The sequence below is a fragment of the Streptomyces adelaidensis genome (genome assembly GCF_016598475.1).
GTDB classification, from domain to species: domain Bacteria; phylum Actinomycetota; class Actinomycetes; order Streptomycetales; family Streptomycetaceae; genus Streptomyces; species Streptomyces adelaidensis.
Map to the genome: position 1 here is coordinate 23,354 of NZ_JAEMUX010000034.1, position 13,988 is coordinate 37,341.

General features: G+C 69.1%; 13 protein-coding genes. 9 read left to right on the plus strand and 4 right to left on the minus strand.

Annotation, left to right across the window (positions count from 1 at the left end):
- Positions 1-188: 188 nt before the first annotated feature.
- From I8N67_RS20665 to I8N67_RS20675, 3 genes are read right to left on the minus strand one after another with little or no spacing between them, the layout of a single operon-like run.
- Positions 189-1,322, minus strand: a complete 1,134-nt coding sequence (locus I8N67_RS20665; protein WP_200304646.1) for a sugar ABC transporter substrate-binding protein — start codon at positions 1,320-1,322, stop codon at positions 189-191.
- 43 nt (positions 1,323-1,365) lie between these two features.
- Positions 1,366-2,418: an ABC transporter permease gene (locus I8N67_RS20670; protein WP_200304647.1), complete on the minus strand. Its 1,053-nt coding sequence runs from the start codon at positions 2,416-2,418 to the stop codon at positions 1,366-1,368.
- Positions 2,418-3,938: a sugar ABC transporter ATP-binding protein gene (locus I8N67_RS20675; RefSeq protein WP_200304648.1), complete on the minus strand. Its 1,521-nt coding sequence runs from the start codon at positions 3,936-3,938 to the stop codon at positions 2,418-2,420. Before I8N67_RS20675 ends, I8N67_RS20670 begins: the two co-directional genes overlap by 1 nt.
- Before the next feature lie 172 nt (positions 3,939-4,110).
- Between I8N67_RS20675 and I8N67_RS20680 the strand changes: the two genes are divergently transcribed.
- From I8N67_RS20680 to I8N67_RS20710, 7 genes are read left to right on the plus strand one after another with little or no spacing between them, the layout of a single operon-like run.
- Positions 4,111-5,352: a cytochrome P450 gene (locus I8N67_RS20680; RefSeq protein ID WP_200304649.1), complete on the plus strand. Its 1,242-nt coding sequence runs from the start codon at positions 4,111-4,113 to the stop codon at positions 5,350-5,352.
- Positions 5,349-5,609 (plus strand): ferredoxin, encoded by a 261-nt coding sequence (locus I8N67_RS20685; protein ID WP_200304650.1) that lies wholly within the window; start codon positions 5,349-5,351, stop codon positions 5,607-5,609. The genes I8N67_RS20680 and I8N67_RS20685 overlap by 4 nt, the downstream gene beginning before the upstream one ends.
- Complete coding sequence (locus I8N67_RS20690; protein WP_200304651.1) at positions 5,587-6,057, plus strand: nuclear transport factor 2 family protein; 471 nt, start codon at positions 5,587-5,589, stop codon at positions 6,055-6,057. Before I8N67_RS20685 ends, I8N67_RS20690 begins: the two co-directional genes overlap by 23 nt.
- Positions 6,054-6,884 (plus strand): glucose 1-dehydrogenase, encoded by an 831-nt coding sequence (locus tag I8N67_RS20695; protein ID WP_200304652.1) that lies wholly within the window; start codon positions 6,054-6,056, stop codon positions 6,882-6,884. Before I8N67_RS20690 ends, I8N67_RS20695 begins: the two co-directional genes overlap by 4 nt.
- Positions 6,881-7,612, plus strand: a complete 732-nt coding sequence (locus I8N67_RS20700) for an SDR family NAD(P)-dependent oxidoreductase (protein ID WP_200304653.1) — start codon at positions 6,881-6,883, stop codon at positions 7,610-7,612. The genes I8N67_RS20695 and I8N67_RS20700 overlap by 4 nt, the downstream gene beginning before the upstream one ends.
- 11 nt (positions 7,613-7,623) lie before the next feature.
- A complete protein-coding gene (locus I8N67_RS20705) occupies positions 7,624-8,412 on the plus strand; it encodes an SDR family NAD(P)-dependent oxidoreductase (protein ID WP_200304654.1) in 789 nt (262 codons plus the stop codon).
- A 35-nt stretch (positions 8,413-8,447) separates the two neighbouring features.
- Positions 8,448-10,055: a flavin-containing monooxygenase gene (locus tag I8N67_RS20710; RefSeq protein ID WP_200304655.1), complete on the plus strand. Its 1,608-nt coding sequence runs from the start codon at positions 8,448-8,450 to the stop codon at positions 10,053-10,055.
- Between the two features lie 344 nt (positions 10,056-10,399).
- Here the strand turns inward: I8N67_RS20710 and I8N67_RS20715 are convergent, their stop codons facing one another.
- Entirely contained in the window at positions 10,400-11,392 is a 993-nt protein-coding gene (locus tag I8N67_RS20715) for an NAD(P)H-dependent flavin oxidoreductase (RefSeq protein ID WP_307835297.1), read from the minus strand.
- A gap of 119 nt (positions 11,393-11,511) precedes the next feature.
- Between I8N67_RS20715 and I8N67_RS20720 the strand changes: the two genes are divergently transcribed.
- Positions 11,512-12,312 carry an enoyl-CoA hydratase/isomerase family protein gene (locus I8N67_RS20720; protein ID WP_307835298.1) on the plus strand — a complete coding sequence of 267 codons (801 nt, stop codon included), beginning with the start codon at positions 11,512-11,514 and terminating at the stop codon, positions 12,310-12,312.
- On the plus strand, positions 12,309-13,958 hold the full coding sequence (locus I8N67_RS20725; protein ID WP_200304657.1) for an AMP-binding protein: 1,650 nt from the start codon (positions 12,309-12,311) through the stop codon (positions 13,956-13,958). Before I8N67_RS20720 ends, I8N67_RS20725 begins: the two co-directional genes overlap by 4 nt.
- The last annotated feature ends 30 nt before the right edge of the window (positions 13,959-13,988 follow it).

The following is a 13,988-nucleotide window of genomic DNA, read 5'->3' on the forward strand; positions in this document are numbered from 1 at the left end:
CGCCCCCAGCCATCCGGCCGGTGCTCACCCGCCCGTCAGCCCGGGGAGGAAGTGGCGCCGGGGAACGGGACATGCCGCGGCGAAGCCCGCATCTCGCCGGGACCCCGGAAAGCCCTGGCAGCTGCACTGCCAGGGCTTTCCGGGGTGCGCTCGGCATGCTGAGCATCACCGATTCACCGATGGACACTTCACCCCTTGACGCCCCACAACTTGAAGTACTGCTCCTGGACGTCCTCGACCACGGGGAAGAGCGAACTCGAGGACGGCAGGTTGTCCTTGTTGATGATCCAGACCGGCGTCCCTGAGTCGACCAGCGGCACACCGACGGTCTTGCGGACCACGGCATCGACCATGGCGAACATCTCTTCGTAGTACGGGAACATGATGGTGCCGTCCATGCTGCCGTTCGCGATGTACTGGAGCACCGTGGTGTCCGGCCCCTCCCCGAAGACCTTGACGTCGCCCAGTCCTGCCGCCTTCAGCGCGGCCGGCAGCCCGATGGCCAGCGCGTTGTCGGCGCTGAGCACCACGTACTTCACCTTGGGATGGGAGCGCAGGTAGGACACGATGCGGTCCGGCACGTCCTTGCCGAGCGCGGAGAGCGGGACGTCCACGCTCTCCACGTCGCAGTCCGGGCACAGCCGGGCCAACTCCGGCTTCAACGCCTTGTAGAGGGCGGTGAGGATCGGGAAGGCGCCGATGTCGAAGAACACCGCGTTGCCCTTGCCCTCGCTCTCCGCGACGACCCAGGCCGCCATGACCTTGCCGAGTTGCTCGTTCTGCTTCGGCGTGCCGACCACGAAGTCGATGCCGTCGGCGGTCGCCGGGTCGGTGGTGCAGCACGCGGCCACGACTGTGCCGTTGGCCTTGACCTGCTTGAGCTCCTTGGCGAAGATCGCCTTCGGTGTCGCGGTGTAGAGCACGCCGTCAGGCTTGTCCCGAACCACCTGGGTCCACGCGGCCTTGACCTTCTCCGGGGTGCCGTCCGTGTTGATCGTCTTCAGGGTCCAGCCGAGCGCGTCGGTCGCCGACCGGATCACGTCGCTTTCCAGGTTGCAGGCCGGGCTGCCACAGCTGATGAAGGTCAGTTGCTTGCCGCGGGGTATCGGCTTGTCGATGGCTTCCTTGGCCGAGATCTCGGTCGGCCGCTTGGTGTGCTCGGCGACGATGCTCTTCGCCTCGTCGACACGCGCGGTCGAGGCATCGCTCGAGGCTGTCTCCGTTCCTCCCCCGCACGCGGCGAGCGCCAGGGCCATGATGACTGTCACCGCCAGAAGCACCGGTCGGCGCCGTCCAGCGTTGTGGAACACATGTCTTCTCATCGGATCCTCCATTGGACCGACTGGAATGGTGCAGGGGGGTGGTTCAGGGGGCCCGACGGCCCCGGAGGCGCGTGCGGCGCTGGACCCCCGAAGACGCCAGGGCGGCGATCAGGACGACGCCGGTGAACATGTTCGACGCCCACGGCGGCGCGCTGCCCAGGGCGAGACCGGTGAGTCCCGTCCCCAGCATCAGGACCGCGGTGAGAGTCCCCCAGGCGTTGAACCTGCCGTGCTTGAACTGCGTCGCGCCGAGGAACACTGCGGCGAACGCGGGCAGCAGGTACGGGGTGCCCGCGGTGGGCGAGCCCGAGCCGAGATTGGACGCGAGCACGATGCCGGCGAAGCCGGCGATCAGCGACGACGCGATGAGCGAGAGAAAGCGGAGCCGCTCCACGCGGACCCCGGCCAGGCGCGCGGCATCCGCGTTGAAGCCCGCCGCGTAGAGCCTGCGTCCCGTCGCGGTGTGCTCCAGCACGTACCAGGTCGCCGCCGCGGCGAGCACCGCGTAGAAGACAGGGAGCACGATGCCGCCGACGTCGGTCTGCCCGATCGAGGTGAAGCTGCCGGTCAGCCGGTCGTCGGTGATGCTGATGTCCTTGGTGACGAAGGTGATCAGCGCCTGGATGATCGAGCCGGTACCGAGCGTGCCGATGAGTGACTCGACGCCCAGCACGACCACCACGATCGCGTTGATGACCCCGACCAACAGCGCGGCGAGAAGCGCGATCCCGATCGCGGCCGGAAGGCCCATGCCGGTGTGCACCATGAGGTAGGCGACGGTGACACCGCTGAGCGACATCGTGTACGCGAAGGACAGGTCGAACACCCGGGCCGTCAGCGGAACCACCAGCGCCAGCGCCGCCAACGCTATGCCGGCGTTGCTGTTCAGGATCTGCTTGGCCGTCGCGGCGGTCGGGAAGACGTCGGGCAGCCAGACCGAGAAGAGCACGATCTGCAGGAGCAGGACCCAGATCGCTCCTATGTTGCCGAAGCCGAACGTGGCCCGCAGTGTGCGAGCCGTCAGCTCGGGTGCGGCTGCCGGGGGTTCACCGCCGGTGGGAGCGTGGGTCGGGTGGGCGGTGCTGTCGGTGGTCATCAGTGTTCTCCGGTCCCCAGGACGCTCATCATTGCGCGCTCGGATATGTCGTTGCCCTCCAGTTGGGCCACCACCGTGCCGCGGCCCAGGACCAGGACTCGGTGGCACATCGCGACCAGGTCGCCCGCGTCGGTCGAGGACACGACGACCGCGAGGCCCGCGGCTGCCTGCTCCGCGATCAGGTCGTAGATGGCCTCGCGCGTCCCGATGTCGACGCCGGCGGTGGGTTCGCTGAGGACGAGGACCCCTGCCTGTGCTGCCAGGCAGCGGGCCAGGACGACCTTCTGCTGGTTGCCGCCGGACAGCGAGGTGACGACCGCGCCGGTCGAGGCCGCCTTGATCTGGACGCGCCGCGTCCAGGTGTCCACCAGCTCGCGCTCCGCCGCCTTCAACAACCGTCCACGGCAGCCCAGCTTCCCGAGCACGGACAGAGAGAGGTTCTCGGCCACGGTGAACTCGGCGATGACGCCCTCGCGACCGCGATCGGCCGGCACGATCGGCAGCCGGGGCCGGCGCGTATCGCCGACGCTCCACCACGCGGCGGAGCTCCCGGGCAGTTGCACCTCCCCGGCGGCCGGACCGTCCGGAGCCTCACCGGCCAGGAGGTGCGGAAGCTCTTCCATGCCCGACCCGGGCAGACCCGCGATGCCGAGCACCTCGCCAGCGCGCAGTTCGACGTCGACGCCGGCGAGATAGCGGGCCCGCAGGCCTCTGCCGCGCAGCACCACCTCGCCGTCGCCTCCGGTCCGACTCCCCGCCCGGTAGTCAGCGTTGACCGCGCTGCCCACCATCAGCTCCGCAAGCGAGTTCCTCGTCAGGCCGGCCACCTCGGTGGTGGCCGCGACGCTGCCGTCACGCAACACCGTGACGCGGTCGGCGATCTGGAAGATCTCGTCCAGCCGGTGGGAGACGTAGAGCACGCTGGAGCCGCTGCGCCGCAGCTCCCGCACGATCTGCAACAGCCGTTCGACCTCGGTGTGAGGAAGTACCGCCGTCGGTTCGTCCAGCACCAGCACGCCGCGGCCACCCTCCCATCCGGCGAGCGCCGCCGCGATGGCCACGATGGTGCGTTGCACCGGAGTGGCCTCGGTCAGCGGCCGTCGGACGTCGATATCGGCGCCGAAGCGCGACAGCATCGCCTCCGTCGTCCGCCGCTGCTGAGCCCAGTCGATCCGGCCGGGCCGGCGGGCGAACCCGCCCAGCAGGGCGAGGTTGTCCATCGCGCTCAGTTCCAGGATGAGTCCGAGGTCCTGGTGCACGAACCGCAGCCGGTCGTGGCGCGACGCGGCCACCACACCGAGGGCGACCGGGGCGTCGTCGAGCCACGCTTGAGCCCCGTGATCGGCGTGGTAATAGCCGGCCAGGATCTTGATCAGGGTGGACTTGCCCGAGCCGTTCTGCCCCATCAGGGCATGCACCTCGCCCTGATGGACGTCGAGGCTCACGTCGCTCAGAGCGCGGGTGCCCGGGAACGTCTTGGACAGCGAGCGCAGACGAAGTACGGAGATACCCGAAGACACGGGTTGATCAGCCATGTGATGCACGTCGCAACCATAATCAGCGACTTCAAACAGTGTCAATCATGCGCATTGATTTCATTCATCGCCTTCGATGCGATCACGCCGAGACCATTGATTACTATGTGCATGGTTATTAGGGTCGTGCCCAACCTCGACGAGGAGGAGCGCACCCATGGCGCGGACTTCACCCAGCCGGCCCACAGCATCTCGGGACACCGGCACCTGCCCTGTCGATCACACGGACTACCGCGTCGATCGGCCCGTACTGTGGCACTACGGACACCTGGACGGCGGGCGCGAGCAGGCCGCCGTGGCGTGGAACGACTCCACGCCGCACGGCTTCTGGATGGTGCAGCGCTACGACCACGTGCTCGAAGCACTCCAGATGCCCGATGCCTTCGGCAACGAGCAGGTCAACGCCTTCGATCCGTCGATGGCGCTCAAGTTGCTGCCGAACATGCTGGACCAGCCGGAGCACAGCAAGCTCCGCAAGGTGCTCAACCCGTACTTCTCCCCCGCCGCCGTGAAGCGGGTGGAACCGATGGCGCACGAGCGGGCGGCAGCCCTCATCGACGAGGTGGCCCAGAAGGGCTCGTGCGACTTCGTGGCCGAGTTCGCGATCCGGTATCCCACCGATCTGTTCCTCGCGCTGCTGGGCCTTCCCACGTCCGACGGTGAGATGTTCGTACCGTGGGTCGAGGGCATCTTCGGCGGCTTCTTCGGTGCCGACGAACAGGCGGCGCGGCACTCCGAGGAGTCGGCGGCCAACATCATGGCCTACTTCGCCGACGCCGTGGAGGACCGGGCCCGGCATCCCAAGGATCCCAGAACCGACCTCGTGTCACGGCTGCTCGAGGCCCGGATCGACGGTGAACTGATTCCCCGCGCGGACGTCCTCACCATCTGCCTCACCTTGATGACCGCGGGCCTGGACACCACCCGCAGCGGCCTCGGCTACCTGCTGTACCACCTCGCTCGTTTCCCGGACGACCGCCGTCGGATCACCCGGGAGCCGGAGCTGTGGCCCAAGGCCATCGAGGAGGCACTCCGGCTCTACGGACTCATCATCGGGGGCAACGGTCGTCTCGTCACCCGGGACATCGAATTCCATGGTGCGCCGATGAAGAAGGGTGACATGGTGTGGATCGGCAACACCTCGGCCAACCGTGACCCGCGGGTGTACGACAACCCGGACCGGTTCGACCCGGACCGCGCCGGGCTCAACCGCCATCTCGCGTTCGGCGCCGGTCCGCACCGCTGCATCGGGATGCACCTGGCAAGGTCGGAGATGGCGATCGCCCTGCGTGAATGGCACCGGCGCATACCCGACTACCGGCTGGCCGACGGTGAGCCGCTGACCGAGCGTGGCGGCCAGCTCAGTCTCAAGTCCCTCCCGCTGGAGTGGGACCGGTGACTTTCATCCTGTCGATCGACCCCGCCAAGTGCACCGGGCACGGCCGGTGCTACACCACTTCCCCCGACCTCCTCCACGATGACGAGGACGGCTTCGTCACCCTTCGCGGGGGCGCGATGGTCGTTCCGCCCGATCGCCTCGCCGAAGCGCGGCAGGCGACGGGTGCCTGCCCGGAACGCGCCATCTCACTCGGCCGGCAGCGGGGCGCCGACAGAGCCGACAGAAAGGATTCCGATGACCACCTTCACCGATCGTGAGGTCGCGGCCCTCACCGAGCGGCTGAACCGGCTGGAGACCGCGGAGCGTGCACGCGAACTCACCGCTCACTACGCTCTCTGCCTCGACCGCAAGGACTTCGAGGCACTCGCCGGACTGTTCACCGAGGACGCCGTGCTGCACGCCGGCCCGGACACCTGCACCGGCCACGCGGCGGTCATGGCTTTCTTCCACAGTGCCATCGAAGTGGTCGACCCGTCGGTGAAGAAGCACCTGATGGCCAATCCCCGCGTGACACACACCGCCCCGGACGAGGTGCGCGTCGACTCCTACTTCCTCTACACCGCGATCGGTGAGGCATCCGTGCTGGGCTGGGGCAGCTACGCCGACGTGGTGCGGATCGGTGAGGACGGCATGGCGCGGTTCAGCGAGAAACGGATCACCGTCGACGTCGCGGCGGATGTCCGTGAGGGATGGGCGAAGCCGTGACCGGGCGCATCGAGGGCAAGGTGGCGATCGTGACCGGCGGTGCCAGCGGCATCGGCGCCGGCACCGCCCGGCGCTTCGTCGCCGAGGGCGCGCGGGTCGTTGTCGCCGACCTCCAGGAAGACGCCGGCAAGGCGCTGGTCGACGAGCTCGGCGAGGCCGCCCGGTTCGTCAGGACCGATGTCGCGGACGAGGACGATGTCGCGGCTCTTGTGGACTACGCCGCCGAGGAGTTCGGGCGGCTGGACGTCATGTTCAACAACGCGGGGATCATCGGCGCGATCGGCTCGATCGCCAAGTGCCGGATGAGCGACGTCGACCGCACGTTCTCCGTCATCCTCCGCGGGACGTTCCTCGGTACGAAGCACGCGGCGCGGGTGATGATCCCCCGGCGGTCGGGGGTGATCCTCTCCACGGCGAGCCCCGGCGGGATGCACGGCGGGCTGGGCCCGCACGCCTACAGCGCGGCGAAGGCCGGAGTGATCGGTCTGACCCGGTCGGTCGCGGCCGAACTGCGGCACCACGGCATCCGGGTCAACGCCATCGCGCCGGGCGCCGTGGTCAGCGCCATGACGGCGGACCTGGTGCTGAACGACCCGACCGACCTGGCCAGGGTGACCGAGGCGTTGAGCGCCGGCGGCGAGCGCCCCGGGATGCCGGAGGACATCGCGGCCGCCGCCCTCTATCTGGCCAGCGACGAGGCGGCGTTCGTCACCGGAAGCGTCCACCTGATCGACGGCGGCATCACCTACGCGAGTGGCCCGTCGGCATTCGCCCGCGGTGACCACGAGGAGCCCGCCGGAATCCTCGAGGCGGGACGGCGGTCATGAGCGGCCGGCCGCCGGTGGCGCTGGTCACGGGCGGCGGATCGGGTATCGGCGCCGCCTGCTGCCGGCGCCTGTCCCGGGCCGGGTACCGCGTGACGGTCGCGGACATCGACGAGGCCGCGGCCAAGACCGTCGCCGCGGACGTCGGTGGGGTCGCCGCCGTGGTCGACTGCGCCGACGCGGACGCGGTGGACGACCTGGTGGGCACGGTCGTACGCACCGAGGGCCGGCTGGCGGCGGCGGTGAACAGCGCGGGGGTCGCCGGCCCACCGCAGCCCGTCGCCGAGTACTCCACACAGGACTGGCGGCGCGTGCTGTCGGTCAACCTCGACGGCGTCTTTCACTGCGTGCGGGCCGAGGTGCGTGCCATGCGCGAGTCCGGCGGCAACATCGTCAACATCGCCAGCGTGTTCGCCGCAGTCGGCGCTCCCCTGGCCCCGGCCTACACCGCCGCCAAGCATGGCGTCGTCGGGCTCACGCGCAGTGCCGCGCTGGCCCATGCCGAGGACGGGATCCGGGTCAACGCCGTCGGCCCCGGCTTCGTCCGCACGCCTTTGCTGGAGGACCGCAACGACGACGAGGGGCTCGCCCGGCTGGCGGGGCTGCACCCGGTGGGGCGGCTGGGCAAGCCGGACGACATCGCGGCGCTGGCCGTATGGCTGTGCGGACCGGAAGCCGGATTCGTCACCGGCGCCTTCTTTCCCATTGATGGCGGCTATCTCAGCCGGTAGAGGAGAACGGGATGTTGGACGGCAAGCGGCTGCTCGTGACGGGCGCCGGACAGGGCATGGGACGCGCGATCGCGGTCGAGGCCGCCCGCCAGGGAGCAGAAGCGGTCATCGTCGCCGACCGGAACCGCGAGAGTGGGCGGGAGACGGTCGAGCTGGTCGCCGAGGCCGGCGCGAAGGCCGCCTTCGCCGAGGTCGACCTGCGGGACGGCGCGTCCATCGAGCGCATGGTCGCGACCGCGGTCGAGTGCGCCGGGGGCCTTGACACCCTGGTGAACAACGCCGGAATCCTTGAGGCGGCACTGACCTCGCAGTCCACGGTGGACACGCTCGCGGAGGAGGTCTGGGACGCCGTCATGGGTGTGAACCTGAAGGCGGTATGGCTTGCCACGAAGGCGGCTGCCCGGCACCTGCGCGCATCCGGACGTGGCCCGTCGATCGTCAACGCGGGGTCGGTCTCCGGACTGACCGGCTACCCGGCGGCGCCCGCCTACTGCTCGAGCAAGGGCGGCCTGATCCAGTTGACCCGGGTCACCGCGATCGACCTGGCCCCGGACGTCCGCTGCAACGTCTACTGCCCCGGCTCGATCGACACTCCCATGGCCCGGGGCTTCATCGAGGCGGCCCCGGACGAGGAGGCGGCCGTGCGGATGTTGACCGGCGCCCACCTCCTACCGCGTCCGGGCCGGCCCGAAGAGGTGGCGAAGTTCGCCTGCTTCCTCGCCTCGGACGACGCGTCCTTCATCACCGGCGGTGTCCACCCCGTCGACGGCGGCACGTCGGCCTGGCGCGGCACCCGATGATGAAAAACCGGCACTCGGAAGGGCGGGACAGGAGCATGAATGACGATGCGAGCGTCGTCGACGTCTTGGTCGTCGGCGCGGGATTCTCCGGGCTCTACGCCCTCTACCGGCTACGGCAGCAGGGTCGCGTGGCGCGGGTCGTCGAGGCCGCCGGCGACGTGGGGGGCACCTGGTTCCACAACCGCTATCCGGGGGCCCGCTGTGACATCGAGAGCCTCGACTACTGCTACTCGTTCTCCGACGAACTGGTGCAGGAGTGGAACTGGACGGAGCGGTACCCGGCCCAGCCCGAGATCCTCGCCTACATCAACCACGTCGCGGACACGTTCGACCTCAGACGGGACATCACCTTCGACACGGTGGTCACGTCCGCGTCGTTCGACGAGCAGGCCAACACCTGGCACGTCGTGACCGACCACGGTGACCGGATCACGGCACGCTACGTGATCATGGCCACCGGCATGCTCTCTGTCGCCAAGCTGCCCGAGATCTCCGGGCTGGAGGAGTTCACCGGCGAGCTACGGCACACCGGGGACTGGCCGCAGGCGGGCGTCGACTTCACCGGCAAACGGGTGGGCGTGATCGGCACCGGATCGTCCGGTGTGCAATGCATCCCCCAGATCGCCCGCCAGGCCGATGATCTGACAGTCTTCCAGCGCACCCCGCATTACGTGGTCCCGGCGCGCAACCATCCGCTGGACACCGAGTACGTGGCCGATGTCAAGGCCCGGTTCGGGGAGTTCCGGGAAGCGGCGCGCCGCCACCCGGGCGGGACCCACCGCGTGATCGGACGGGAGTCGGCCCTGGAGGCCGATCCCGTCGAGCTGCGAAGCCGGCTCGAGGCGCATTGGCAGCAGGGTGGTCCGGACATCCTCGCGTCCTACCGGGACCTGCTCACCGACCGCACGGCCAACGAGAAGGTGGCCGCGTTCGTCCATGGCAAGATCCACGAGCTGGTCGAGGACCAGTCCGTCGCCGACGCGCTCTGCCCGCAGAGCTACCCGTTCGGCGCCAAGCGGCTCGTGCTCGAGATCGACTACTTCAGCACTTTCAACCGGCCGAACGTGCACCTGGTCGATGTCCTGTACACGCCCATCGAGCGGATCACACCCACCGGAGTCCGCACCACCGAAGGGCACTACGAGCTCGACTGCCTGGTACTCGCGACCGGGTTCGACGCCATGACGGGTGCTCTGCTCAAGGTCGACTTCCGCGGGGCCGGCGGGGTCAGCCTCCGCGAGCGCTGGGCCGCAGGACCGCGCACCTACCTCGGACTGTCGACGGCCGGTTTCCCGAACCTGTTCTTCATCACCGGACCCGGCAGTCCGTCCGTGCTCAGCAACATGCTCGTCTCCATCGAGCAACACGTCGAATGGGTCACCGAGTTCATCGCGTACCTGTACAAGAACGAACTGGCCCGCGCAGAGCCGTCCCTCGACAAGGAGGACGCCTGGGTGGAGCACGTCAACGAGGTGGCCGGCGCGACCTTGTACCCCACGGGCAACTCGTGGTATCTCGGCGCCAACGTTCCCGGCAAGCCTCGGGTGTTCATGCCCTACATCGGCGGGGTCGGCCGTTATCGGGAGATCTGTGACCAGGTCGCCCGCGACGAGTACGACGGCTTCGTGACGTCCGCCTCGTGAGATCCGTATCAATTGGCGCGACGTAGGCGCGGTGCGTGCGTCCGGCGCGGGCGGGTCACCGCCCGCGCCGGCTTCCGTCCGGTCGGTCTCTGCCCCGCGGAGTACGGCTGAGGGCCCGGAGGCAAGGCCTCCGGGCCCTTGTCGCATCGCGCGACGGTGACCTCCCGCGCGGATACTCGTCTGCGTCGGCGCCGCGACGTCGGCGCCCGGTTCCCCGCGGTTCGTCTGGATGGTTTCGCCGCGAGCGGTGGTCGTCACCGGGATCGGACGACGCGCCGGAGCCGCCACCGGCCGGGACGCCGCGCCGCGCCGCGGGCCGACAGCCAGGCTCGGCCCGCGGCGATTCAGCTTCTGACCGCGTCGGCCAGCCGCTTGGTGATGGTCTCGACCGCCTCGCCGATCACCCGGTCGACGAGCTCGGCCACTGTCGGCACGTCGTCGATGAGTCCCTGGCTCTGGCCCGCCCACCACATGCCGTCCTCCACATGGCCGGCGGCAAGCACACGCGCCCGGCCACGTGCGCCGGACGCGAGGTCGGCGATGTCGTCGAAGGTGGCGTCCGGCAGCGATTCGATGTGCCGTATCTCCTCGCTGACCGCGTTGCGCACCACGCGGGCGGTGTTGCCGAACCTGCGGAACACCAGCACGGTGGACCGCTCGTCGTTCGCCACGATCTGCCGCTTCACATTCTCATGCACCGGAGCCTCGGCGGTCGCCACGAACCGCGTGCCCATGCTCACCGCCGACGCGCCGAGCGCGAGGGCCGCCACCAGGCCCGTGCCCGTCGCGAGGCCACCACTGGCGACCATCGGAATGGTCAGCCGCTTCGCCGCGACAGGGATCAGGATCAGTCCGGGGACGTCGTCCTCACCGGGATGGCCGGCGCACTCGAAACCGTCGATGGCGACCGCGTCGACGCCCAGGTTCTGCGCCTTGAGCGCGTGCCGCACGGTGACCGCCTTGTGGATCACCTTCACCCCGGCGGCCTGGAACGCCGGCAGGTGCGGCGCGGGACTGCTGCCCGCCGTCTCGACGATGCGGACACCCGAGCTGATGATCGCGTCGCGGTACTCGTCGTAGGGCACCGGACGCACGGTGGGCAGCAGGGTGAGGTTGACCCCGAACGGCTGATCGGTCAACTCCCGGCAGCGCGCGATCTCGGCCGCCAGGGCCTCGGGGGTGGGCTGGGTGAGCGCGGTGAGAAAGCCCAGCGCGCCGGCCTCGGAGACGGCGGCGATGAGTTCAGCGGTACCCACACCGGTCATCCCTCCGCACATCAGCGGGTGGCGTACACCGAACAGATCGGTGAACGCAGTCTTGAACACGGTCCCGGTCACATGTTCTCCTCCATCGTGAAGTCGTCTAATCATTAGCATAAATCGTCCTGACCAGCAAGAATCGCGCAAATCTCAGCCCATCTTGACGGAAATTCATACGCATGAATATCATAGTGATCGTGACGAGAACGCAAGGACGGGCACTCATCGAGGACCGCGCGGACGCACGGTGGATCACCCTGGACAACCCGGCTCGGCGCAACGCCTACGACGAGGTGATGGCGGAGCAGGTCGCCGTCGCCCTGGAACACAGCCAGGACGTGCGCGCGGTCGTACTGACCGGATCCCCCGGCGCCTTCTGCGCGGGCGGAGCGCTCACGGGACTGAGCACACCCACCACGCGCGGGATGCGCCGGCTGTATCGCGCGTCGCTGCGCATGTTCGACGCCATCCGGTCCTGTCCGCGACCGGTGATCGCGGCCGTCAACGGCGCCGCAGCCGGGGGCGGCAACGAGCTGGTCGTCGCCTGCGACCTCGCCATCTCCGCCGAGTCGGCCACCTTCGGTCAGACCGGGCCACGCGTCGGATCCGCACCGGTCACCGGCGCCACCAACGTGATGGGGGTGCAGATCGGCGAGAAGCGGGCGAAGGAGCTGGCCATGCTCTGCCGGCGCTACACCGCGGCGCAGGCGCTGCAGATGGGACTGGTCAACGCGGTCGTCCCGGACGACGCACTGACCGACGAGGTGGACGCGTGGTGCGCCGAGCTGGGCCGGCTGAGCCCCAGGTACCTGGAGATCACCAAGATCAGTTCGAACCTCTGGTGGAACTCCGCGCGCGACTCCTTCAGCAACGGCATCGGCATGCTCGTCCAGGCCGTGGGGAGCGCCGACATGATCGAAGGCGCCAACGCCTTCCTGGAGAAACGGCCCGCCCGGTTCCGGCTGGACGAGGGCGACCGATCCGAGGGGGACCAATGATGCGGACGTACCGCGACTTCGCCCTGAACTTTCCCTGCTGGACCGACTGGCACCTCGGCGCGGTCCTCCGCCACCACGCGGAACGCACCCCGGACCGGGTGTTCCTCGATGTCATCGATGAACCGGGGAGCTGGACCTACTCCGCGATCCTCGGCGCGGCCGAACGCGTCGCCCAGAACTTCCTGGGGCACGGCGCCCACCCGGGTGACCGCGTGGTCATCATGGCGGGCAACTCCTCCGAACTGATCCGGTCCTGGTTCGGCTCGGCGCTGGCCGGCCTGGTCGAGGTGCCGCTCAACACCGCCTACGAGCATGAGTTCCTGGCCCACCAGCTCCGGGTCTCGACCCCCCGGTGGGCGGTGATCGACGACATGTACGCCGTCCGGTTCGGCGGCGGTGGCGTCGCGGCGGCCTGCCCGGACGTCGAACACTTCTGGGTGATCGACACCGGGCACCTCGACGAAGCGCTGTCCGTGCTGACCGCCCTCGGCCGCAGCGCCTCCCCATGGCCCGAACTGGACCGCGCGGTGGCCGACCCCCGGCCGTTCCCGGCAGTCCGGGCGCAGGACCTGGCGTCGATCTTCTTCACTTCGGGCACCACAGGCCCCTCCAAGGGCGTGGCCATGCCGCACGCGCAGATGTACTTCTTCGCCCAGCAGGACGTCAACCTCACCCGGCTCACCACCGACGACACCTACCTGTCGCTCACCCCGCTGTTCCACGGCAACGCCCAGTTCCTCGCCGCGTACCCGGCACTCGTCGCGGGCGCACGCTTCGTGACGCGGCGGAAGTTCAGCGCGAGCCGGTGGATCGACCACGTCCGTGACTACGACGTGACGGTCACCAACTTCATCGGCGTGATGATGGACTTCGTCTGGAAGCAGCCGCCCCGGCCCGACGACGGGGACAACCACCTGCGCTGCGTGTATGCGGCACCGACCGCCTTCTCCATCGTGGAGCAGTTCCAGGAGCGGTATGGCATCGAGGCGTTCGTCGAGGCGTTCGGCCTCACCGAGACCTCCATGCCCTTCATGACCCCCTACGGTGTGCCGCGCCCGGCCGGGGCGGTCGGGCTGAAGGTCGCCGACTGGTTCGACGTGCGCCTGGTCCACCCCGAGACGGACATGGAGGTCGCTGTCGGCGAGCTCGGCGAGCTCGTGGTGCGCCCACGGCACCCGTGGACGGCCGGCATGGGCTACTACAACATGCCCGAGAAGACCACGCAGGCGTGGCGCAACCTGTGGTTCCACACCGGCGACGCGATGAGGCGTGACGAGGACGGCTGGTACTACTTCGTCGACCGGTTCAAGGACGCCCTGCGCCGCCGCGGCGAGAACATCAGCTCCTACGAGGTGGAGCAGGCCATCCTCGGCCACGACGAGGTGCTGGAGTGCGCGGTCATCGGCGTGCCGGCCGCCGTCGACGCCGGCGAGGACGAGGTGATGGCCTGCGTCGTGCTCGCCGAGGGGGCGGACGCGACCGCCAAGGACCTCTGGGCCTGGTGCGACAGGACGCTGCCGAAGTTCGCCGTTCCGCGCTTCATCCGGTTCTGCGCCGAACTGCCGAAGTCCCCGTCACAGAAGATCCAGAAGGCACGGCTCCGCGACAAGGGCGTCACCGCGGACACCCTCGCCAGGGACTCCTGATCGCCGACCCACCAGACCGAATCGAGACAA